Genomic DNA, 19,469 nt, shown 5'->3' on the forward strand with positions numbered 1-19,469 from the left:
ATGAGCATCAGAGATAAAGTGGCCATCATAGGTATGGGCTGCACCCGTTTTGGCGAACACTGGGATAAGGGCATTAACGATATGCTGGTGGAAGCGGCCTATGAAGCATACAACGACGCGGGCCTCAGCCCCGGCGACGTTCAGGCCTACTGGTTGGGAACCTGCGCTTCGGGCTGGGCTGGTATCAGCCTGTCGGAGCCTTTAAAAATTCAATATAAGCCTGTTACCCGGGTGGAAAACTTTTGCGCCACCGGCACCGATGCTTTTAGAAACGCCTGTTACGCCGTAGCCTCGGGGGCTTATGACATAGCTATGGCCATAGGTGTTGAAAAATTAAAGGATTCAGGGTACAGCGGTTTGGTTATCACCCCTCCCCCCGGTGACGGAACCGCCCCCAATTACTCGGCCCCGGCCGCCTTTTCCCTTTTGGCCCCGGCTTACTTTAAAAAGTACGGGCTGGACCCGGAAACCGGTAAAAAGGTTTTGGCCAGAATAGCTTATAAAAATCATAAAAACGGCGCCCTCAATCCCAAGGCCCAATTCAGGCAGGAAGTGCCGTTGGAAAAGATACTTAAATCCCCCATTGTGGCGGCTCCGCTGGGTGTTATGGACTGTTCCGGCGTGGCTGACGGCTCGGCTGCGGCCATTATCGTGCGGGCTGAAGACGCTCATAAATACCGCCAAGACCCCATCTATGTCAAGGCCCTGTCTGTGGTATGCGGGCCCGGGCACGGCGCCATGCACCAAGATTACGATTTCACCTCAATCAGGGAAACTTATTATGCAGGAGTTGACGCCTACCGCCAGGCAGGGATTACCAACCCCCGTAAAGAAATTAGTATGGCCGAGGTGCACGACTGCTTTACCCCGACGGAACTGGTCATCTACGAAGACCTTGGTTTCAGCGAGCGCGGCAGGGCCTGGCAGGACGTATTGGACGGCGTATTCGACTTGGACGGTGAACTGCCCGTAAACCCGGACGGCGGGCTTAAGTCCTTCGGCCACCCCATAGGGGCGAGCGGCCTGCGCATGCTCTATGAAATGTACCTGCAGCTCAGGGGCCAGGCAGGCCCGAGGCAAATCAACAAACCCAGGCTGGGCCTTACTCACAACCTTGGAGGCTTTCCATGGGAATCGGTATGCTCAGTTTGCATCGTCGGCAAGGAACCCGGCTAGGGGGGCGCCCGCAATGAGAACCCTGGTGGAAAGCACCCGCTTATGCCCGGAAACCGGCCGTGAGGTGCGGGTTGAAGAATTATACGAACTTGAGGGCACCTGCACCTGCCAGGTGGATACCCGGCTGCTTTCCTGGCGGTGCTTGGAAGACGCGGACTGCCGGGCCAAGGCGGACTGCCCCCTGTACCGGGAATACGCCGGGACCGGGGAAAAATCCATGCTGGATCGGTAATTATTATTAATACAGCGCAAAGGAGGTATAAAATGAGCGACCGCAACTCTTTAGTCGACACCGAACTCTCCCGCCATACCTTCACGGTGGAGCGGGGAAAAATCAGGGAGCTGGCCCTGGCCATAGGCGACGACAACCCTGTATATACCGACCCGGAATACGCCCGCTCCCTGGGCTACAGGGATGTTATCGCACCACCCACTTTCGGCACCTGCATTGACCTGTGGGGAGGATTGGACTTTATGGAACTCTGCCGCAAGCTGCAGCTCAACCCGGTTAATGTATTGCACGGAGGTCAGGACTACGAGTACTACGGGGCAATTTACCCGGGCGACGTGATCGAGGCCTGCAGCGTTTTGAAAAAACAACTTCATAAAAGCAAAATGAGTATTCTTATTCTTGAAACCACCTACCGCAACCAGAATGGCGATACCGTCTTAACCTGCCGCAAAACCATCATCGAACGGGGTCAGGTGCAATAACCACATATGCAAATTATTTAATAAAGAGGTGGTAACTTTGAAAACCGAAGTATATTTCGATGATTTTCAGATATCGGATCAACTGCCCCCGCTCACCAAGCCTCCGATTGACCAAATTCAACTTGTTAAATACGCCGGCGCGTCGGGTGATTTCAACCCGTTGCATTACATGCCGGAGATCGGACAAATGGCCGGAACAGGCGGCGTCATTGCCCACGGGATGCTGATTATGGGCTTTGCCGGCCAGGCCGTGGCCGGGTGGATACCAAACCGGTACCTCACCCGCTTTTCGGTGCGTTTTGTAGGCATGACCAAGCTGGGAGATACAATCACCGTAACCGGCACAATAACCGGCAAACGTGAAGAACAAGAATTTGGAATTATTACCGGTGAAGTTATAGCGGCTGATCAAAACGGCGAAATAAAGCTTAAAGGAACCTTTGAGGCATCACTGCCTAAGAGGTAAGGGGAGAAAGAGGAAGGAGGAATAATCATGGATTTAATGCTAAAAGATAAGTGCTGCATTATTACCGGGGCGGGACGGGGCATCGGCCGCGAAACCGCACTGCTTTTTGCCCGGGAGGGCGGCAGGGTGGTTGTCAGCGATTTGGACGAAGCGCCTGCGCTGGAAGTTGTCGAAGAAATCAAAGCCCGCAGCGGCCGGGCCGTGGCCTGCGTTGGTGACGTAACCGCCGATGGCTTTGCGGAAAAACTTATTGCAACCGCTGTTGAGTCCTTCGGGCCGAGCATTGATGTTATTGTAAACAACGCCGGTTATACCTGGGACGGTGTTATTCATAAAATGACCGACCAGCAGTGGGAAGCCATGCTAAAAATTCATATAACCGCCCCTTTCAGGATCATCCGGGCGGCAGCGCCGTACATCCGGGATGCCGCCAAAAAGGATAAAGAAGAGGGCAGAAGAGTGACCCGCAAGATCATTAATATTTCTTCCATTGCCGGCTTGGACGGAAACGCAGGCCAGGCCAATTATTCCAGCGCCAAGGCGGCAGTCGTAGGGCTTACCAAAACGCTGGCCAAGGAATGGGGCTCCTTTAACGTTTGCGTAAATACCGTGGCCTTCGGCTTTATTGAAACCCGGCTGACCCAGGCCAAGGAAAAGGGAGAAGCGATTAAGATGGAAGACAAGGACGTTTCCATCGGTATTCCCGAAAGCGCGCGGCAGATGTTTAAAGCGATGATTCCGCTGAGACGGGCCGGCACACCCGAAGAGGCTGCAAACGCGATCCTGTTAATGGCTTCGCCGCTTGCCGATTACATCAGCGGAGAAGTTTTACGGGTCACCGGAGGTCTGTAAAATGGCCCTGGATTTAAATACCGGCGATTATAAAATTTTTCGTGATGCCTTTAAAAAATTTTTGCAGGCGGAGATAATACCTGATTACCCAACGTGGGAAAAAGAGGGCCTGGTACCCCGGAAAGTGTGGAGCAAAGCCGGGGACAACGGCTTCTTATGCCCCTGGGTGGAAGAGGAATTCGGCGGGGCGGGAGCGGGTTTTGAGTACTCGTTGATCATCACCGAGGAACTGGCCCGGGCCGGAACCCACGTCATGTTCCCCCTGCACAGTGATATTGTAGTTCCGTATATCGCCTCCTACGGCACCCCGGAGCAGAAACGAAAATGGCTGCCCGGGTGCGTTTCGGGCGATATCATTGCGGCCGTGGCCATGACCGAACCGGACACCGGCTCCGACCTGGCCGCCATCCGCACCACTGCCGTTCGGGACGGTGACGATTACGTCATCAACGGGGCCAAAACGTTTATTTCCAGCGGAATCCTGGCTGATTTAGTGATAGTGGCATGCAAAACAGATCCCGGGGCTAATCCCCCGCACCGGGGCATCAGCCTGATTGTGGTTGAACGGGACACCCCCGGCTTTCTCCGGGGACGCAAGCTGGACAAAATGGGGCTGCGGAGCCAGGACACATCGGAGTTGATCTTTACGGACTGCCGGGTGCCGGCGAGCAATATTCTGGGCCAAGAAAACGCCGGGTTCACCTACCTAATGGAAAAGCTGCAGCAGGAACGCCTGGTTTGTTCGGTGATGGCCCAGGGCGTAGCCGAGAGAATGATTCAGTACACCATTGAATACTGCCGGGACCGTAAAATCTTCGGCAAGCCGGTTTCTTCTTTCCAGCACAATTCCTTTAAAATTGTGGAGATGGCCACGGAAATAGAGCTGGGCCGCACTTTCCTCAACCAGCTGGTTGAAAAGCACCTGGCCGGGGAGAGAGTGGTTAAGGAAGTATCCATGGCCAAGTGGTGGATAACCGAAATGGTCAACCGGGTGGCCTACCATTGCCTGCAGCTGCACGGGGGTTACGGTTTTTGCGACGAATACCCCATCAGCCGGGACTTTAGGGACGTGCGCATATTCAATATCTTTGCCGGCACCACCGAAGTAATGAAAAGCATTATTGCCAAAGAATTAGGGTTGTAGCAATTAAAGGGGAAATTCATAAGTTGGGGACATACCTCCGCAGGAGGTGTGTCCCCTTTCCTCAGATCCCCAGTTTTTTCAGCTTTTCGTATAACCGGGAGCGGCTTATGCCCAGCATGCGTGCAGCCCTGGTTTTATTCCCCCCGGAAGCCTTCAATGCGGAAACAATGATTTCCCTTTCAGCACCTCCCAGCCGGTCACGATAGTTCCCTCCCGGATTTGAGCCTTCTTGCCCGGGCTTGTCCCCGCGCAGGTAGGCCGGCAGGTCTTTTACCCGGATTACACTGCCCGAAGCAAAATTAACCGCCCGCTCAATGATATTCTCCAACTCGCGAACATTTCCCGGCCAGTGATAGCCATTAAATATACCCAGGGTTTCCTCATCTATATCCGCAACTATGGTCCCAAATATTTCATTGTACTTGCGCAAAAAATAGTGCACCAGGGGCAGGATGTCTTCCGGACGTTCCCTTAATGGAGGTATGGTAAGCTCAATCACGTTCAGCCGGTAAAAAAGATCTTCCCTGAACTCGCCCCTGGCCACCATTTCTTCCAGGTCACGATTGGTTGCCGCCACCACCCGCACGTCCACCTGAATTGGGCGCGTTCCGCCCACACGGTCAAACTCTTTATCCTGCAGCACCCGCAGCAGCTTGGCCTGCAGACCCGGGCTCATATCCCCGATTTCGTCAAGAAAAATTGTGCCGCCGTCGGCCAGCTCAAAGCGCCCGGGCTTGCCTCCCCGCTGCGCCCCGGTAAAAGCACCAGGTGCATAGCCAAAAAATTCAGATTCCAAAAGGTGCTCCGGAATGGCAGCACAATTAACTTTAACAAAAGCACGGCTCCGCCTGGGACTGGCCGCATGAACAGCCTGGGCAAAAAGCTCTTTCCCCGTGCCGCTTTCCCCCCGGATCAAGATAGTTGAAGTACCCCGCGCGGCCTGAAGGGCTTCCTGTTTGAGCTTAATCACCGCTGAACTGACTGAAATAATACTGTCAAAAGTATAGTATGTACTTCCTTTCTTCTCCAATTCCGTACGGTAGTAATTCAGCTGATTTTCAAGGGCATCCATACGCTTGGCCATTTCCCTGATCTCTTCCAGGTTGCGGAACATCATTTTACCAACTGCCCCGACCACTCTGCCGTTTTCCACTATGGGCAGGCGGGAAACCACATAATAACTGCCTCTCACCTGCTGCAATTGCCCCGTTTCCGGAACCCCCGTGCGGGCAACTATATGCAGCCGGCTGTTATCCAATACCTTGGTAACGTGCCTGCCAATGGCTTCTTTGGGGTCAAGGCCGAAAAAATCAGCCAGGGACTGGTTTACAAAAGTTATGCAGCCATCTTTATCAACCACCACTATCCCGTCATATGCAATATCAAGAACCGTCCGCAGAGTATGCTGCAGTGTCCGGACACTCTCCAACTCGGCCGCAACCTTTTCCAGTTCAGTAAGGTCCTGCAGAATAGCCATGGCCCCGGCGGTACGCCCGCGATCAATTACCGGCGTAAAGTTGACCAGCAGCGCCCGGCCGGCCACCGTACACTTTTTGCCAATCTCCACCCGCCCTGTTTCCATCACCCCGGTAAAATTTAAGCCCGGCAGCACATGTTCCGCAGAAACGTTCAGCACTGCCTCTTCCCTGACCCCCAAAAGCGCTTCCGCGGCCGGGTTAAGCAAAGTGATCAGCCCTGACCTGTCAACCGATACCAGTCCGTTATGCATGGCCTGGTAAACGGCTTTAAGCCTGGCATTTAACAAATCTGCCTGTCTAAACAAAGCCATAATCATGTCAACTTTGGTAAAAACCCCACGCACCCGGTTATGTTCGTCGACTACAACTCCCATCCCCACCGGACTGGTTTTAACCACGTTTTCCACATAATGATAAGGGGCTTCCATTTCCACTGTCACTACCTTGCGGGTCAGAAAACCGCTTACCGGCCTGTCCAATGAGCAGCCCTCCAAAATAGCATTATATAAATTCACTTTGGTCAGCAGGCCTGTCAGCCTGCCGTTTTCATCAACAGCAGGTATGCCATCCAGGCGGGTTTGGCGAAAAAGTTCAACAGCCCGCTTGATACTATCCCCCGGATTTAAAGCAGGCACATCCGTCGTCATAAAGTCTCTCATCCGCAAAGCGATCCCCCCTTTCGCCGCAGCTACAAATATTATATCGCATATCTTTGGTTAGTTGGCACGCATTACCTGATATATCCAGATAGTAATAAATATTAATATTTGGCACAACTAATAAATAATATAGTACAAAAAACAACTCCCGTGTTGTATTAATTGAGAGCCGGTAAAAAGCTAAGACAAATGATTTGTTAAATAATGGCTATAAGTAAATAAAATAATTATATTATATTTACGGGTGTATAATTGGACATATTACCGGAGGAGAGTGTTCTTTATGTATAGATACCGTAGAAAACCAAGCTTCCTTCAACTTTTACCGGCTGGTATTTTAGCTATATTTTTTGCTGTGCTGGCCCGGGCTGTAGTATTAAATAAAACCACTGCTTTTGACAATGCTGTTATTCAATTTATCAGGCAGTTTACTGATCCTTATTTGACCTCGGTGATGAAAAACATAACCTTATTTGGAAACACCGGGACGCTTTACGTTCTTGTTCCTGCATTTGTAATCCTGTTTTTAATCACCAGGCGCCCGGTTTCAGAACCTTTAATTCTGACGGTATCCACACTGGGGGGCTGGTTTTTAATTGAAACATTAAAAAATTTTTTTCACCGGTCTCGACCGGGGGAGAACCCGCTGGTACCAGCCTCCGGCTTTAGCTTTCCCAGCGGGCACGCACTGATGGGCATTGTTGTTTACGGTTGCCTGGCCTTGATTATTTATAGTTATTTCCGGCGATCTTCTTCCATCCGCAGGTTAATTGCCCTGGTCGCTGTTGTTTTTATCATTATGATCGGCATCAGCCGCATCTACCTGGGCGTACACTACCCGACGGATATATTAGGCGGCTATGCCGTGGGATTGGCCTGGCTAAATATCTGTTTCTTCGCCAAAAAGTATTTTTCAAATTAACTTCCTTTAGCCTCCATAACCGGTTTAAGCTCTCACTTTATAAATGTAAAAAGACCGCCGGGTGGGTGGCCTTTTACATAAATATCATTTCCTTTATTATATCAACCCCGGCGCTGGCGCCGATTCTATTTGCACCCGCCTTAATCATCGCAAGGGCCTGTTGCAAGGTTTTGATTCCGCCGGATGCCTTAACGCCAACTTGTTTGCCAACTGTTTTGCGCATCAGGGACACATCTTCCACCGTTGCCCCGCCGGTTCCAAAGCCGGTACTGGTTTTGACAAAACGGGCTCCACCCTTTTCGGCCAGCAGGCAGGCCCGTATTTTTTCCTCTTCGGTAAGAAAACAAGTTTCAATAATAACCTTAACCAAACCGTCGTGATTATTTGCATAAACCGCTTCCACCACCGCCGCAATATCAGCCAGAACCAGATCATCCAGGCGTTCCTTTAGCGCCCCGATATTGATCACCATATCTATTTCACTGGCACCTGATAAGACGGCATTACTTGCCTCAAATGCCTTGGACTTAATTGAAGCGGCTCCCAGGGGGAACCCGACCACAGCGCACACTGCTACAGCGGAATCGCTGAGTTGTTCCTTTGCCAGTGGTACATAAAACGGGTTAACGCAAACCGCCGCAAAACCGAATTTTTTGGCTTCATTACAAAGCTTGATGATATCTTCACTTGTTGCCACCGGCTTTAGTAAAGTATGGTCAATCAAACCGGCCATTGCTTGAGCACTTATCAATGTTTCATCTCCCTTGGGGATGGCTGCTGCTACGACATGCTGACATCAACTAAACTGCCGCCAGTTATCTCCATCAGTTTTTCAAGCGATATCGGCAATAAAGAATTAGCGCTGCCGGCTGCAGTATAAACCACATTAAATCTTTGCATTGTTTCATCAAGATAAACCGGTATATCTTGAAGCAAATTAAAGGGACAGACACCGCCCACCTTGTAGCCGGTCACAGCCTCAACCTCAGTCGAAGAAGCCATTTTGGGCTTGCTGCCCAGCAGAGTTTTGACCTTTTTCTGATCTATTCGCCTGTCACCCGCTACGACAAACAAACCATATTTATCCCCGGACCGGAATAAAATGGATTTTGCTATTTTGCCCGGTTCAACTCCCAAAACCCTGGCTGCTTCCTCCACTGTGCCGGTTTTTTCCTTAAAAACAATCGGCTCGATACTGGGATCGTAGGACTGCACATATTCACGCACACGATCAATCACAGCTTTTCCCTCCAAAACTAGCTATCGGCACCATTATACCCGAAAAACACCAGCTTGTCTTCCCGGGGGCAACAACGGCTGTGGCCAGTTTTAGCAAAGCAATTATTTATATTTTTTCCATTTGAGCCACGCTTTGCATGCTAAAGTAAAATTCTCGTATTTCTTTTAGCTGCTGCCACAAGGATAATAGTCAAATTTTAATCAGCATAACATTGTGTCATTCTCTAAAAAATAATATTGAAATAAATCAGGAGGTGTTGAAAAATGCATCATGAATTTGGACCCAACCCCTTTTTACAGCACGCAGTTCGCCGGGGCCAGATGCTATTGGCGGAGTCTAACAGGTCAGTCGCAATATCCCGCAACCTCGTTTCTGCCTGCGACAATATAATTATGTCTATTAATTCCGGCAACCTTCAGGGTGCGCTTAGGGAGGCCCAAAATGCCAGGAATATGTCGGCTCAAATTGCCCAGGCAACCCAACAGTTAAACCAAACCATCAACGAGCGCTTGGATATGGCCGGTTACATTTTAAATCGAATCCAATTCAAGCTTAATGACCTGTCCAGGGCATTGCAAAGCGTCAGGGAATCAAATACCGGCTACACCAACCAGGGCGTATACCCCAACCAGGGAGCGTATTTTAACCAGGGCATTACCAACCAGAGCTATTATCAACAGACACAACAGCACATGATGTAGCATTACTGGGACAAGGACTAAAAAAGCCGCTTGGTCTAAGCGGCTTTTTTAGCATTAATCACACTTCCGCCCCTCCTGTATGATATCGTTTATCCTCGTCAAAGCCGGCGGGTGGCTGTAGCTAAACCAGCGGATGAAGTTCGGCGGGGAAACATCGGAATGGTTTTTAACGGCCAGATTAACTTCAAGCTGAACGGCTCCCGGAACATCGCCGGTAAGCAGCACAGAAACCCGGTCGGCTTCACGCTCCATCCCCCTGGAAACATAGTTTTGCAGGGGGCTCCCTACAAAAGAGACCAGCAAGAAAAACAGCACTATCACCGCCCAGGTGTAGGGCGGGTAATATCTGGCTGAGGGCACCATATCCTGTAAAACCAGGAACAGTACCAGCCAGATTAAAAAATTGGCGGCAACACCCAGTGCCAGGCCTTTGACGATATGTCCCCGCTTCCAGTGGGCCATCTCGTGAGCCACAACGGCTCTTACCTGCTCTATGTGGTAATCGGCAAGCAGGTTGTCATAAAGCACTATCCGTTTGGTCCCAAACAGGCCGGTGAAGTAAGCGTTGGCCTTGGTGGTTCGCTTGCTGGCATCCATTACCAATACCTGGTCGACAGGCAGCCGGGCTTTTTGGGAAAGCTGCTGCACCATCGCCGTTATCGCGGGATCCTTAACCGGCTCAAACTTGTTGAATAAAGGAGAAACCAGCACCGGCCAGAGCAAACTCTGCAAAACGAGCCAGAGCGACACCAGAGTGGCTGTAATCAGCCACCAGAAGTTCGGCCAGCGCCCGATAATTCCAAAGAGGATGGCCACCCCGGCGGCGGAAAGAACCAATTCCAGCCCGGCACTTTTAAAATAATCAGACCACCAGGCCCCCAGCGTCTGGGTTGAGAAGCCCCAGTGATGCTGCCAAAAGAAACCGGTATATAAATCAAAGGGTAGCGAAATTAGTTTTAATAGCAGCCATAAAACTAAAAAAAACAATAGATACGACCATATGGACCGGCCGGTAATTTGCAGGATGGAACGGGAAACGGCAACGGCCCGCCCACCGAAAACCAGCCGGATCAAAAAAGAAGCCTGGGCCAAAAAACTTAAGGCATACAATAACCTGGGCACAAAACTGTATGCCCGGCCGTCATAAACCTGTTGTTTGGAAAAATAATTAAAAACTTCCGGATTTATGCGGCCAGGGAATAAAGTAAACCAAATATAAAGCAGGCAGAAAAAACCGGCAACAGCGATCAGCAGCAGCCACAATCCATTTGCTTTTAATTGCAGTTTAATCCCTCCCAAAATGACTTTTCATTACCTCCGGAATTGGGGCATAGCAAATTGCCCGGATGAAACAATAATAACAGGAGGTGAAAAAATGAAAGGCAATACGACCAGCTGGGCGGTTCTTGCCACAGGCGCGGCTGTAACCGGATTGGGCAGAATCATAGGCGGCTCCCTTGGTGCAGGATTAACCGGATTCGGGCTTGCACATATCGCATTAGGTTTTCTTGACCAATTCCGCCCCAGCGTCAAATACTAAAATACACTTGTTAATTTTTACCATTATATCATATAAAAAGCCCCCGGCTAAAAATTATTTCCAGCCTGAGGGCTTTTTTTTGCCCGTTCACTCTTTAATGCTTTAAAATGATTTGTGTTCTGTCCTGGCGATTATCTCATCCTGCAGCGCCCTGCTCAAATCACAGAAATAATCGCTGTAGCCGGCCACACGGACTATCAGATCCCGGTATTTTTCCGGGTTGGCCTGGGCTTCCCGCAGGGTAGCGGCGTCAACCACGTTGAACTGGATATGGTGACCGTCCATTTTAAAGTAAGACCGCACCAGGTGGGCCAGGTTATCTATGCCACTGTCGCCTTCCAGGACCTGGGGCGTAAATTTTTGATTCAACAGTGTTCCGCCGGTGCGCGCGTGGTCCATCTTGGCCGCGGATTTAATTACGGCCGTGGGACCCTTCCTGTCTGCTCCCTGCACGGGTGAAATACCTTCGGACAGAGGTTCGCCGGCCTTTCTTCCATCCGGGGTGGCGCCAATGACAGAGCCGAAGTAAACGTGGCAGGTGGTGGGCAGCAGGTTGATCCTGTATACTCCTCCCTTGGTATTTTTACGCCCGTTAACCTCGTTGTAATAAATATCAAAAACCATTTTCATAATGTCATCGGCATAGTCGTCATCATTTCCATACCTGGGTGTTTTATTCAACAGCAGCAGGCGCACCTTTTCCCGGCCCGCAAAATTTACCCGCAGGGCTTCCAGCAATTCCTGCATGGTCAGGTTATGCTGATCGAAAACATGATATTTAATTGCTGAAATACAGTCAGTTATACTCCCCAACCCCACACCCTGGATGTAATTAGTGTTGTAACGGGCCCCGCCGTCGTTATAATCTTTACCTTTGGCGATGCAGTCGTCAATTACGATGGAAAGAAACGGCGCAGGCATGTGGGCTGCGTAAAGCCTTTCAATGATATTATTGCCTTTGATCTTAACGTCAATAAAATATTTTAGCTGCCTTTTAAATGCATCCAGCAAATCTTCTATTGTTTTAAACTGCGCCGGATCCCCGGTTTTAAGGCCGAGCTGTCTACCGGTGCGGGGGTCAATCCCGTTATTTAAAGTCAGTTCCAGTATTTTTACCAGGTTGAAGTAGCCGGTCAGGATATAACTCTCTTTGCCGAAAGCCCCGGTTTCCACACAGCCGCTGGCCCCGCCGCACCTGGCGTCTTCAATGGATTTGCCCTGGCGCAGCAGTTCTTCCACGATCATGTCGGCGTTAAATATAGAAGGCTGCCCCCAACCCTTCCTGATAATCTTACAGGCCCTTTTTAAAAACCTGTCCGGGTTTTTCTTGCTGAGCTGGATATTGGAGCTGGGCTGGAGAAGCCTCATTTCGTCTATTACATCCAGGATCAAATAAGTTACTTCATTAACGCCATCCGAACCGTCAGGCTTTAACCCGCCGCTATTAATATTGGCAAAATCAGTGTAGGTGCCGCTTTCCTCTGCTGTAACCCCGACCTTCGGCGGCGCGGGCTGGTTGTTGAACTTAATCCAAAAGCACTGTAAAAGCTCTCTGGCCTGTTCCTTAGTCAGAGAACCTTCCTCCAGCCCTTGTTTGTAAAAGGGATACAGGTGCTGATCCAGCCTGCCGGGGTTAAAGGCATCCCAGGTATTTAATTCTGTGATCACACCCAGGTGGACAAACCAGTAACACTGCAGCACTTCCCAAAAATTGGCCGGAGCATGGGCGGGAACCCGGTGGCAAACCTCCGCGATTTTCTCCAATTCTTTTTTTCTTGTCGGATTTGATTCGAACCTGGCCATTTCCAAGGCTTTTTCAGCATGCCTGCGGGCAAAAGCAATTATGGCGTCAGCACAAATAGCCATTGCTTTGAGCTGCTCCTGCTTGTTGTAAGCATCGGGGTCATTCAAGTAATCAAGCTTCTCCAGGCTTTGCGCGATATCTTTTTTAAAGTCTAAAAAACCCTTGCGGTATATTTTATCGTCCAGAACAGTATGTCCCGGAGCCCTTTGTTCCATAAACTCGGTAAAAATTCCACTGTCATAGGCGTCCTTCCACTCCGCGGTCATCTGGTCAAAAATGATATCCCTCATCGACCTGCCCCGCCAGAAGGGGATGATCTCTTCTTCATAAACCCGCCTGGCCTCTTCGCTTACGGTATAAGATACTTTTTCCCTTGAGTTTAATATTTCCAGGTCCTGCAGGCTGTGACAGCACAGCTCGGGGTAGGTGGGGGTTGCTTTAGGGGCGGGACCCCGCTCACCAACGATCAACTCCCCGTCACCAATATAAATAGCCTTATTTTCCATAAGGAACTTAAAAGCCAAGGCCCGCAGCACGGGAGCAGAATAGACCCCTGCACTCTTGTAAAACCTGGTCATCAATTCAGCCCTCTCGGTTGATACCCTCGCTTCGGCCTTCAGGCTTTGCTCCCTCAGTGTGGCAACTCTTTCATTCATCATATCTAACCCCCTATTTTGACCTTTAAACCTTTACCTTGTAAAATACCGGCCAGTTCCGCCACCCGCTCCCCTGTCGGGGGTTCCAGGCCGGGCAGCAGATATGTCCTGCCGATTCTTTCATATTTATCCATGCCCGCCTTGTGATAAGGCAGAATATTAATTTCCCTGATCCCAAGAGCAGACACGAAATCTCCGGTCTTGTTAATATTGCCGTCATCGTCGTTAATTCCCGGTATAACGGGTACACGTACAATGATATTATCATGCTGCGCAGCTAACGCCCGCAGGTTTTGTATAATCAACCGGTTGGAAACACCGGTGTACTTTTGATGCTTCAAGTCGTCCATCAGCTTTAAATCATAAAGAAACAAGTCTGTACCGGCACTTAATTGCAACAGTTTTTCCAGCGGGGCAAAGCCGCTGGTTTCAATGGCAGTGTGGATCTCCCTTTTTCTGCATAACTCCAGCAGGCACTGGACAAAATCAGCCTGCAGCAACGGCTCTCCGCCGGAAAAGGTTACACCGCCACCGGATTCTTCATAAAAAATGAGGTCTTTTTCTATCTCCTTGATTATTTCCGCCGGCTCCACAGTTTTGCCCACCAGTTCACGGGCACCGGAACAGCATACACCGGCACAGTTGCCGCAGGCAAGACACTTGCCGTCTCCGGCGGGGCAAACCGTTTTACACTCGCCACAGCCTATACACCTGTCGCGATTAAAAAGTATTTCTTTTTTCGCAGACTGGCTTTCAGGATTATGGCACCACCAGCAGCTCAACGGGCAGCCCTTTAAAAACACCGTGGTCCTGATGCCCGGCCCGTCATGAATAGAATACCTCATAATGTCAAAGATTGTTCCTGTCAATAAAACCACCTCAAAGAGCAATTTTGCCTGTGGAATAATTATAGCATTTAAAAATTGGAGGTGTCAGCCGCCAGGAGAAATTTATCAATGCAATTATCCAGAAAATTTGTTAATCTATATACAATAAAATGAGCGAAAAGGGGGCAATTGGTTTTGGAAGACTATATCAGGGAGTACATTGGAAGAACACCCGGTTCCCAGGCCATGTACCAGAGGGCAGTTAAGGTTATGCCCGGAGGAGTTTCCCACAATATGCGATACTTCGCGCCTTACCCTTTATACATAAAGGAAACTGCCGGCTCCAGAATTAAAGACCTCGACGGCAACGAGTACATTGATTTGTGGATGGGCCATTACACACACATCCTGGGCCACCAGCCCGAAGCTGTGGCCGGGGTGCTGCGGGAAGCGGTGGCCAGGGGTACCCACTGGGGGTTTGTAAACCAATACCAGGTTGAACTGGCTGAAAAAATAAACCAAATAGTTCCCTGCGCGGAAATGATGAAATTCGGCGTCTCGGGCACCGAGGCCACCATGTACGCGCTAAGGCTGGCCCGGGCCTACACGGGAAGAAAGATTATCCTTAAAGCACGGGGAGGCTGGCACGGGGCAAACTCGGAGTTGAGCAAGGCCATACATGAGCCGATGGATATTCCAGAAAGCGCGGGCATATTACCTGAAGCGGTTCAATATACGGAAACGTTTTCATACAATGACCTGGAAGGTACCGTAGAGGCCATCAGGAGGGCCGGGAACGACCTGGCCGGAATTATTATCGAGGGTGTGGGTCAGCTGTTCATTCCTCCTGTGCCCGGCTACCTCGAAACTGTGCGTAATGAAGTACAAAAAGCCGGCGCTTTATTTATCTTAGACGAAGTTATAACCGGACTACGGCTGTCGCTGCAGGGTGTCCAGGGGCGGTTCGGCGTCAAACCGGATCTTTGTACCATGGGCAAAGTGCTGGGCGGCGGCATGAATATCAGCTTGGTGGCCGGCAGAAAAGAAATAATGGAACTTGCCGGCCCCACTTCCGGGCTACCCAAAGGGCAGGGGGTATTGATGGGCGGCGGCACTTTCTCCTGCATGCCGCTAACCATGCTCGCCAGCCTGGCCATGGTCGGCCACTTGGAAGCCAACGCCGCGGAAATCTACCCCGCGCTGGAGGAAAAAGGCCGACGCGTGCGTGAAGGTGTGGAAAAGGCTTTGAATTCAGCGGGTATCAGGGCAAAATGCACCGGCATCGGCTCGCTGTTTACCGTCTGCTTCCCGCAAGACGATACCAAGCTGAACAATATTGAAGCAATAGAATCAAGTACCGACACAAAGAAACGAGACCTGGAATTCCGCATTAGGATGATGAACAAAGGCATTTACACGGTTTATGGCGGTGGAGCCCTTTCCATGGCCCACACCGGCGAAGATATAGACAGAATCATCAACGCTGCGGGGGAAACGGGCCTGGAGATGGCGGCAAAACTTTAGCCAAATCACTTACAAAGCCTGCTCGGGCTTTTGCCGAAGCAGGCTTTAATCTTTTTATGCTTTAAGCGGGAAGGACGTCCACAACCGAGCCACCGGTAATTTCGCAAAGCTGGTCAAAGGTAATCGGCAGCGCCGAGTGCGGAGTGCCCGCCGCAATGTATACCACCTCGAAACGTTTAATTGATTCATCGAGATAAACAGGCACAGACTGTTTTAGGGCAAACGGACAGACCCCGCCAATGGGATGGCCGGTAACCTCTTTTACCTCCTCGGCGGTGGCAAGCCTGGGCTTGCCGCCCAGCAAAACCTTAACCTTCTTGGTATTGGCCCGCACGTCTCCGGCTGTGACAAACAAGGCGTAATTATCACCCGCCCTGAATAGAATTGTTTTGGCAATCATGGCGGGCTCCACGCCCAGCGCCCGGGCCGCTTCCTCCACCGTCGCCGTCTTTTCGCTAAATTCAATGGGAACAAGCTTCGGATCAAATTTACTTATGTACTCCTTTACGCTGTCGATAGACACCTTTTACTCTCCTTCCCCATAATTATTTTAAAAAATATCCGTTTCCGCCAGCCAGCCTGCCAGTTCATCAAGTTTTCCGGCCCAGTCCGGTTTAATGGCCGATTGGCCGTTATCTATTAAATGATCGGTTACCAGGTAAGTTCGAAAACCAAGATAGCCTGCCACCATATCCTTCCCAACATCGTTGCCAACCATCAGGCATTCCTGTGGATTCAGCTTTAACCTGGAGATTATCTCGCTGTAGTACTCCTGATACGGCTTGCAAAAGTGCATGTCCTCATAACTGGTGACAAATTCCCAAGGCAAATCGTCAACCCCGGCCCAGGCCATCCGGTCCATAACGGCCGAGCGGGGGAACACCGGATTAGTTGCCAGCACAATTCTGGCACCCTTATTCAGCGCGGCCAGAACAGCTTTACGCGCACTTTCGCTAGGTTTGGCCACCCAGGACAGGTTGCGGAATTGTTCCGCGTAAAAGCTTTCAATCAATGGTGTCAGGCTATCTATACAATCGCTCAGCCTGTTACTAAAATCAGCCCAAAACACTTCGGAATTAGTCCTTTGGGGATCACGGTCATGCAGCATCCGATATGTGCTGGAAAGTAAAGCTGTAGTAAACCGTTGCGGCTCAACTAACGGGATCGCTACGCCGGCAACTTCTTTTAAGTAGATATTCATAAACTCCTGTGTATCTAATTGCAATAGGGTTCCGTCAAGATCAAACAAAACCGCCTTCACCAATAAGCACCTACCCCCTGTAACAAATACGTTAATAGCTTTTAGAGAAAGTATACCATAAAACTGAAATTAACTTTAAAAGACGGAAGCTATAACCAGTATTAATGATGCAAAAAAATGTGGGATTGAAACTTGTTTGGAACTGGGCAGAGATATACCAGAACCGACAACCAATGATTTTTCCGGTCCAGTTAAGGTTAAGAATGCCAAAGTCCCTGCATAAAGCCTCATCTGAACAGGCTAAAGCTGAAAATGTCAGTCTAAATCAATTTATCCTTTATCAATTAGCCCGGGGTATAGGGCATCCGATGAAATAAAAATAGGGCCTGTTAAAGCCCCATTTCTTTATATAAACAGGTTAACATTGGCCTCGTCCGCTTCGCCCAGGTAAGTGGCCACCCCGGCGTACTCCAAGCCGTCGATCAATTCTTCTTCCCTGATGCCCATCACGTCCATGGACATGGTGCAGGCGATCATTTTAATTCCCTGCTCCCTGGCCGTTTGGATCAGGTCCGGCAGCGAAGTTACATTTTGCTGTTTCATTACCCTCTTCATCATTTTAGCTCCCATACCGCAGAAGTTCATTTTGGAAATGCCCAGCTTGCCGGCGCCCCTGGGCATCATCTTGCCGAACATCCACTGCAGGAAGCTTTTCTTTGTTTTTACGTTCTCCGGCTTCCTTAGGGCATTTAAGCCCCAAAAGGTAAAGAACATGGTTACCTCGTCGCCCATGGCGGCGGCCCCGTTGGCGATAATAAACGCCGCCATTACTTTATCCAGGTCACCGCTGAAGACGATAATCGTTTTTTTAGTGGTGTCCATCACCATTCCTCCCCGGTTGTATTAATCTGAAAATCTATCCGCCCAAAAGCCTAACGGCCTGCATTGGAGCGGGCGGACAGGGTCGTCCGCCCCTACACCCCTTTTTAATCCTGCTGATGGTACCGCGTTTAGCGGCATAGTTGCTATCTGGCCGCGCAGGCGCCGCCTTCGCCGCAGTAGGCCTGCACCAGGTAAGTTGAGATGTCGTTGAGGCGCAGCCGGTCACCGGCAGCCTTTTGGAGGTTCACAAAACAAATCGGGCACATGGTTACAGCGTTGGTAGAAACCTTAATTAACTGGTCAATTCTTTTTTGAGCGCCCGCCTTTGCTTTATTGGGGTAAAGCGATTCCGCCGGCCCGCCGCAGCAAAGGGTGAATTTCCCCGAATTCTCCGGCTCTTTAACGTCCACACCCGCGTTGGCCAGCAGAGTCCTTTGTTCATTTAAAACGTTTTCATAGCGGGCATAAACACAGGAATCATGAATTACTGCTTCCAGGTTCAGGCTGTTTTTAGGCTGGATTTTGCGCTCGACCAAAACTTCCAGGTAACTTTTTACATTTAGATCATACCCTTTGATCAGCGCCGGGTAAACCGACCTGAGCATATTGGTGGTATGAGGGTCCACGGTGATGACATTTTTAACGCCGTGTTTTTTAAAGGTGTTGTAAACCTTTTGGGCATGTTCACCAAGAAGGTCATCCACACCGAGGTCATAGATCAGCGCGCCCGAGTACAGCTCTTCCTCGTAAAGATAACCAAACTGCACTCCCGCCTGCTGCAACAGCGCGGCAATGTTGACCAGGATCCGGTTGTAGGCTTCTTTCATGCTTTTTGAAGGCATAGCCATAAAGGCGGAGATATTGATGACCTTGTTCACCTGCCTGCCCAGCTTGATAAAATTAACTAAAAAAGAATCTTCAATGCCTGCCTGGACCTTGCTCATGGCCGCTATATAGGGAATGAGCTGGTACATCATGCCGGTGTAAAGCACTGTTTTTGTTCCCCTGGGCAAGCTCAGTCCCGAGGCCCATTTCGTGGCGTTACCGGCCGAAATGGGCAGCACAGAATTCCTTTTCCTCAGGTTATCCGCTAAAATTCCTATGGTATCGCCAGTTGGCAACGGCATGGCTTTACACTCCTTAAAGTTTAAAAACTTTTTTATTAATGTAGTATCTAAGGTACCTTACATTTTCAGCTATCCGCACCCGGGCCGGGCAATTGGCCTCGCACATTTTGCACAGCAGGCAGGAATAAATCGTTTCGGTATTATCCAAAACCCTGTCTTCGATGCCCAGCAGCACGTACCTGAACAGTTTCCTGGGGAGAAGCTCGATACCCATCGGGCAAACCGCGCTGCACACCCCACAGTTCATACAGGCTGAAGCATTGAATTCACCCCTACTGACCGCATCAACAAATTCGGGATTAACCAGCGCCATTATTTCCCCTCCCCCAATACCGCCCGGTATTTAAAATAACCGTCGTCTTCTTCCGTTTCCGCAACCTGGCCGTACTTGCGCATACCCATCACCCAGTACATAACCTCATGGGCGGGGCGGCCAACGGCCAGGGCGATTTCCGGCACCGTCATCGGCCCTTCTTGCAGCGCGGCCATTATTTTCGCCCGCATCAGCATTTCTTCTCTGATAATTTCCCTTACATCTCTAATTTCACCCTTCATT

General features: G+C 50.2%; 23 protein-coding genes. 11 read left to right on the forward strand and 12 right to left on the reverse strand.

Annotated features, from left to right (window positions below; translation table 11 throughout):
* The 6 genes from H569_RS0104900 to H569_RS0104920 are packed head-to-tail and all read left to right on the forward strand — an operon-like array spanning nucleotide 1 to nucleotide 4,352.
* On the forward strand, nucleotides 1-1,176 hold the full coding sequence (locus H569_RS0104900) for an acetyl-CoA acetyltransferase (RefSeq protein WP_034629519.1): 1,176 nt from the start codon (nucleotides 1-3) through the stop codon (nucleotides 1,174-1,176).
* Nucleotides 1,177-1,189: 13 nt separating this feature from the next.
* On the forward strand, nucleotides 1,190-1,408 hold the full coding sequence (locus tag H569_RS19230; RefSeq protein ID WP_034629522.1) for a hypothetical protein: 219 nt from the start codon (nucleotides 1,190-1,192) through the stop codon (nucleotides 1,406-1,408).
* A gap of 32 nt (nucleotides 1,409-1,440) precedes the next feature.
* Nucleotides 1,441-1,890: an FAS1-like dehydratase domain-containing protein gene (locus H569_RS0104905; RefSeq protein ID WP_034629525.1), complete on the forward strand. Its 450-nt coding sequence runs from the start codon at nucleotides 1,441-1,443 to the stop codon at nucleotides 1,888-1,890.
* Nucleotides 1,891-1,927: 37 nt separating this feature from the next.
* Nucleotides 1,928-2,356, forward strand: a complete 429-nt coding sequence (locus H569_RS0104910) for a MaoC/PaaZ C-terminal domain-containing protein (RefSeq protein WP_207637521.1) — start codon at nucleotides 1,928-1,930, stop codon at nucleotides 2,354-2,356.
* Nucleotides 2,357-2,383: 27 nt separating this feature from the next.
* Nucleotides 2,384-3,208 carry an SDR family NAD(P)-dependent oxidoreductase gene (locus H569_RS0104915; RefSeq protein WP_027364093.1) on the forward strand — a complete coding sequence of 275 codons (825 nt, stop codon included), beginning with the start codon at nucleotides 2,384-2,386 and terminating at the stop codon, nucleotides 3,206-3,208.
* A 1-nt stretch (nucleotide 3,209) separates the two neighbouring features.
* Nucleotides 3,210-4,352 carry an acyl-CoA dehydrogenase family protein gene (locus H569_RS0104920; RefSeq protein ID WP_027364094.1) on the forward strand — a complete coding sequence of 381 codons (1,143 nt, stop codon included), beginning with the start codon at nucleotides 3,210-3,212 and terminating at the stop codon, nucleotides 4,350-4,352.
* Between the two features lie 61 nt (nucleotides 4,353-4,413).
* Here the strand turns inward: H569_RS0104920 and H569_RS0104925 are convergent, their stop codons facing one another.
* On the reverse strand, nucleotides 4,414-6,489 hold the full coding sequence (locus H569_RS0104925; RefSeq protein ID WP_238492466.1) for a sigma-54-dependent Fis family transcriptional regulator: 2,076 nt from the start codon (nucleotides 6,487-6,489) through the stop codon (nucleotides 4,414-4,416).
* A 283-nt stretch (nucleotides 6,490-6,772) separates the two neighbouring features.
* On the opposite strand from H569_RS0104925, the gene H569_RS19235 reads away from it, so the two are divergent.
* The gene (locus tag H569_RS19235) at nucleotides 6,773-7,411 is read left to right on the forward strand and encodes a phosphatase PAP2 family protein (protein ID WP_051273273.1); all 639 of its coding nucleotides are present in this window, start codon (nucleotides 6,773-6,775) and stop codon (nucleotides 7,409-7,411) included.
* A 73-nt stretch (nucleotides 7,412-7,484) separates the two neighbouring features.
* Here the strand turns inward: H569_RS19235 and deoC are convergent, their stop codons facing one another.
* Nucleotides 7,485-8,144 carry a deoxyribose-phosphate aldolase gene (gene deoC, locus H569_RS0104935; protein ID WP_034629587.1) on the reverse strand — a complete coding sequence of 220 codons (660 nt, stop codon included), beginning with the start codon at nucleotides 8,142-8,144 and terminating at the stop codon, nucleotides 7,485-7,487.
* A gap of 47 nt (nucleotides 8,145-8,191) precedes the next feature.
* Nucleotides 8,192-8,650: a YbaK/EbsC family protein gene (locus tag H569_RS0104940; RefSeq protein ID WP_207637522.1), complete on the reverse strand. Its 459-nt coding sequence runs from the start codon at nucleotides 8,648-8,650 to the stop codon at nucleotides 8,192-8,194.
* A 264-nt stretch (nucleotides 8,651-8,914) separates the two neighbouring features.
* Here H569_RS0104940 and H569_RS0104945 point away from each other — a divergent pair, with 264 nt between their 5' ends.
* Nucleotides 8,915-9,352 carry a hypothetical protein gene (locus H569_RS0104945; RefSeq protein ID WP_027364098.1) on the forward strand — a complete coding sequence of 146 codons (438 nt, stop codon included), beginning with the start codon at nucleotides 8,915-8,917 and terminating at the stop codon, nucleotides 9,350-9,352.
* Nucleotides 9,353-9,406: 54 nt separating this feature from the next.
* On the opposite strand, the gene H569_RS0104950 is transcribed toward H569_RS0104945, so the two are convergent.
* The gene (locus H569_RS0104950; RefSeq protein ID WP_027364099.1) at nucleotides 9,407-10,636 is read right to left on the reverse strand and encodes a M48 family metallopeptidase; all 1,230 of its coding nucleotides are present in this window, start codon (nucleotides 10,634-10,636) and stop codon (nucleotides 9,407-9,409) included.
* A gap of 91 nt (nucleotides 10,637-10,727) precedes the next feature.
* Here H569_RS0104950 and H569_RS22715 point away from each other — a divergent pair, with 91 nt between their 5' ends.
* Entirely contained in the window at nucleotides 10,728-10,892 is a 165-nt protein-coding gene (locus H569_RS22715) for a hypothetical protein (RefSeq protein WP_169726448.1), read from the forward strand.
* Nucleotides 10,893-10,994: 102 nt separating this feature from the next.
* Here the strand turns inward: H569_RS22715 and hypD are convergent, their stop codons facing one another.
* Both hypD and H569_RS0104965 read right to left on the reverse strand, forming a co-directional pair.
* Nucleotides 10,995-13,355: a trans-4-hydroxy-L-proline dehydratase gene (hypD, locus tag H569_RS0104960; RefSeq protein ID WP_207637523.1), complete on the reverse strand. Its 2,361-nt coding sequence runs from the start codon at nucleotides 13,353-13,355 to the stop codon at nucleotides 10,995-10,997.
* Nucleotides 13,356-13,357: 2 nt separating this feature from the next.
* Entirely contained in the window at nucleotides 13,358-14,197 is an 840-nt protein-coding gene (locus H569_RS0104965) for a glycyl-radical enzyme activating protein (protein WP_034629590.1), read from the reverse strand.
* A 177-nt stretch (nucleotides 14,198-14,374) separates the two neighbouring features.
* On the opposite strand from H569_RS0104965, the gene H569_RS19240 reads away from it, so the two are divergent.
* Entirely contained in the window at nucleotides 14,375-15,703 is a 1,329-nt protein-coding gene (locus tag H569_RS19240) for an aspartate aminotransferase family protein (RefSeq protein ID WP_051273275.1), read from the forward strand.
* Nucleotides 15,704-15,764: 61 nt separating this feature from the next.
* Here the strand turns inward: H569_RS19240 and H569_RS0104975 are convergent, their stop codons facing one another.
* Both H569_RS0104975 and H569_RS0104980 read right to left on the reverse strand, forming a co-directional pair.
* Nucleotides 15,765-16,226 carry a YbaK/EbsC family protein gene (locus tag H569_RS0104975; RefSeq protein WP_027364102.1) on the reverse strand — a complete coding sequence of 154 codons (462 nt, stop codon included), beginning with the start codon at nucleotides 16,224-16,226 and terminating at the stop codon, nucleotides 15,765-15,767.
* A gap of 27 nt (nucleotides 16,227-16,253) precedes the next feature.
* Nucleotides 16,254-16,964 (reverse strand): HAD family hydrolase, encoded by a 711-nt coding sequence (locus tag H569_RS0104980; protein WP_238492467.1) that lies wholly within the window; start codon nucleotides 16,962-16,964, stop codon nucleotides 16,254-16,256.
* A 203-nt stretch (nucleotides 16,965-17,167) separates the two neighbouring features.
* On the opposite strand from H569_RS0104980, the gene H569_RS23020 reads away from it, so the two are divergent.
* On the forward strand, nucleotides 17,168-17,281 hold the full coding sequence (locus H569_RS23020) for a toxin-antitoxin system HicB family antitoxin (RefSeq protein WP_238492468.1): 114 nt from the start codon (nucleotides 17,168-17,170) through the stop codon (nucleotides 17,279-17,281).
* Between the two features lie 28 nt (nucleotides 17,282-17,309).
* Here the strand turns inward: H569_RS23020 and H569_RS0104990 are convergent, their stop codons facing one another.
* From H569_RS0104990 to H569_RS0105005, 4 genes are all read right to left on the reverse strand, one after another.
* Nucleotides 17,310-17,786, reverse strand: a complete 477-nt coding sequence (locus H569_RS0104990; protein WP_027364104.1) for a DsrE/DsrF/DrsH-like family protein — start codon at nucleotides 17,784-17,786, stop codon at nucleotides 17,310-17,312.
* Nucleotides 17,787-17,929: 143 nt separating this feature from the next.
* Nucleotides 17,930-18,913, reverse strand: coding sequence for a (Fe-S)-binding protein (locus H569_RS0104995; RefSeq protein WP_027364105.1), 984 nt, complete (start codon nucleotides 18,911-18,913; stop codon nucleotides 17,930-17,932).
* Between the two features lie 13 nt (nucleotides 18,914-18,926).
* Nucleotides 18,927-19,226 carry a 4Fe-4S dicluster domain-containing protein gene (locus H569_RS0105000; protein WP_027364106.1) on the reverse strand — a complete coding sequence of 100 codons (300 nt, stop codon included), beginning with the start codon at nucleotides 19,224-19,226 and terminating at the stop codon, nucleotides 18,927-18,929.
* Nucleotides 19,226-19,468, reverse strand: a complete 243-nt coding sequence (locus tag H569_RS0105005) for a transcriptional regulator (protein WP_027364107.1) — start codon at nucleotides 19,466-19,468, stop codon at nucleotides 19,226-19,228. The genes H569_RS0105000 and H569_RS0105005 overlap by 1 nt, the downstream gene beginning before the upstream one ends.
* Nucleotide 19,469: the final 1 nt, after the last annotated feature.

Source organism: Desulfotruncus alcoholivorax DSM 16058, assembly GCF_000430885.1.
In the GTDB taxonomy this organism is placed as follows: domain Bacteria; phylum Bacillota; class Desulfotomaculia; order Desulfotomaculales; family Desulfallaceae; genus Desulfotruncus; species Desulfotruncus alcoholivorax.

Coding starts and splice junctions, on each gene's coding strand:
- H569_RS0104900 (WP_034629519.1), top strand. CDS start 1: ATGAGCATCAGAGATAAAGTGGCCATCATAGGTATGGGCTGCACCCGT.
- H569_RS19230 (WP_034629522.1), top strand. CDS start 1,190: ATGAGAACCCTGGTGGAAAGCACCCGCTTATGCCCGGAAACCGGCCGT.
- H569_RS0104905 (WP_034629525.1), top strand. CDS start 1,441: ATGAGCGACCGCAACTCTTTAGTCGACACCGAACTCTCCCGCCATACC.
- H569_RS0104915 (WP_027364093.1), top strand. CDS start 2,384: ATGGATTTAATGCTAAAAGATAAGTGCTGCATTATTACCGGGGCGGGA.
- H569_RS0104920 (WP_027364094.1), top strand. CDS start 3,210: ATGGCCCTGGATTTAAATACCGGCGATTATAAAATTTTTCGTGATGCC.
- H569_RS0104925 (WP_238492466.1), bottom strand. CDS start 6,489: ATGAGAGACTTTATGACGACGGATGTGCCTGCTTTAAATCCGGGGGAT.
- H569_RS19235 (WP_051273273.1), top strand. CDS start 6,773: ATGTATAGATACCGTAGAAAACCAAGCTTCCTTCAACTTTTACCGGCT.
- deoC (WP_034629587.1), bottom strand. CDS start 8,144: ATGGCCGGTTTGATTGACCATACTTTACTAAAGCCGGTGGCAACAAGT.
- H569_RS0104945 (WP_027364098.1), top strand. CDS start 8,915: ATGCATCATGAATTTGGACCCAACCCCTTTTTACAGCACGCAGTTCGC.
- H569_RS22715 (WP_169726448.1), top strand. CDS start 10,728: ATGAAAGGCAATACGACCAGCTGGGCGGTTCTTGCCACAGGCGCGGCT.
- hypD (WP_207637523.1), bottom strand. CDS start 13,355: ATGATGAATGAAAGAGTTGCCACACTGAGGGAGCAAAGCCTGAAGGCC.
- H569_RS0104965 (WP_034629590.1), bottom strand. CDS start 14,197: ATGAGGTATTCTATTCATGACGGGCCGGGCATCAGGACCACGGTGTTT.
- H569_RS23020 (WP_238492468.1), top strand. CDS start 17,168: ATGCCAAAGTCCCTGCATAAAGCCTCATCTGAACAGGCTAAAGCTGAA.
- H569_RS0104990 (WP_027364104.1), bottom strand. CDS start 17,786: ATGGACACCACTAAAAAAACGATTATCGTCTTCAGCGGTGACCTGGAT.
- H569_RS0104995 (WP_027364105.1), bottom strand. CDS start 18,913: ATGCCGTTGCCAACTGGCGATACCATAGGAATTTTAGCGGATAACCTG.
- H569_RS0105000 (WP_027364106.1), bottom strand. CDS start 19,226: ATGGCGCTGGTTAATCCCGAATTTGTTGATGCGGTCAGTAGGGGTGAA.
- H569_RS0105005 (WP_027364107.1), bottom strand. CDS start 19,468: ATGAAGGGTGAAATTAGAGATGTAAGGGAAATTATCAGAGAAGAAATG.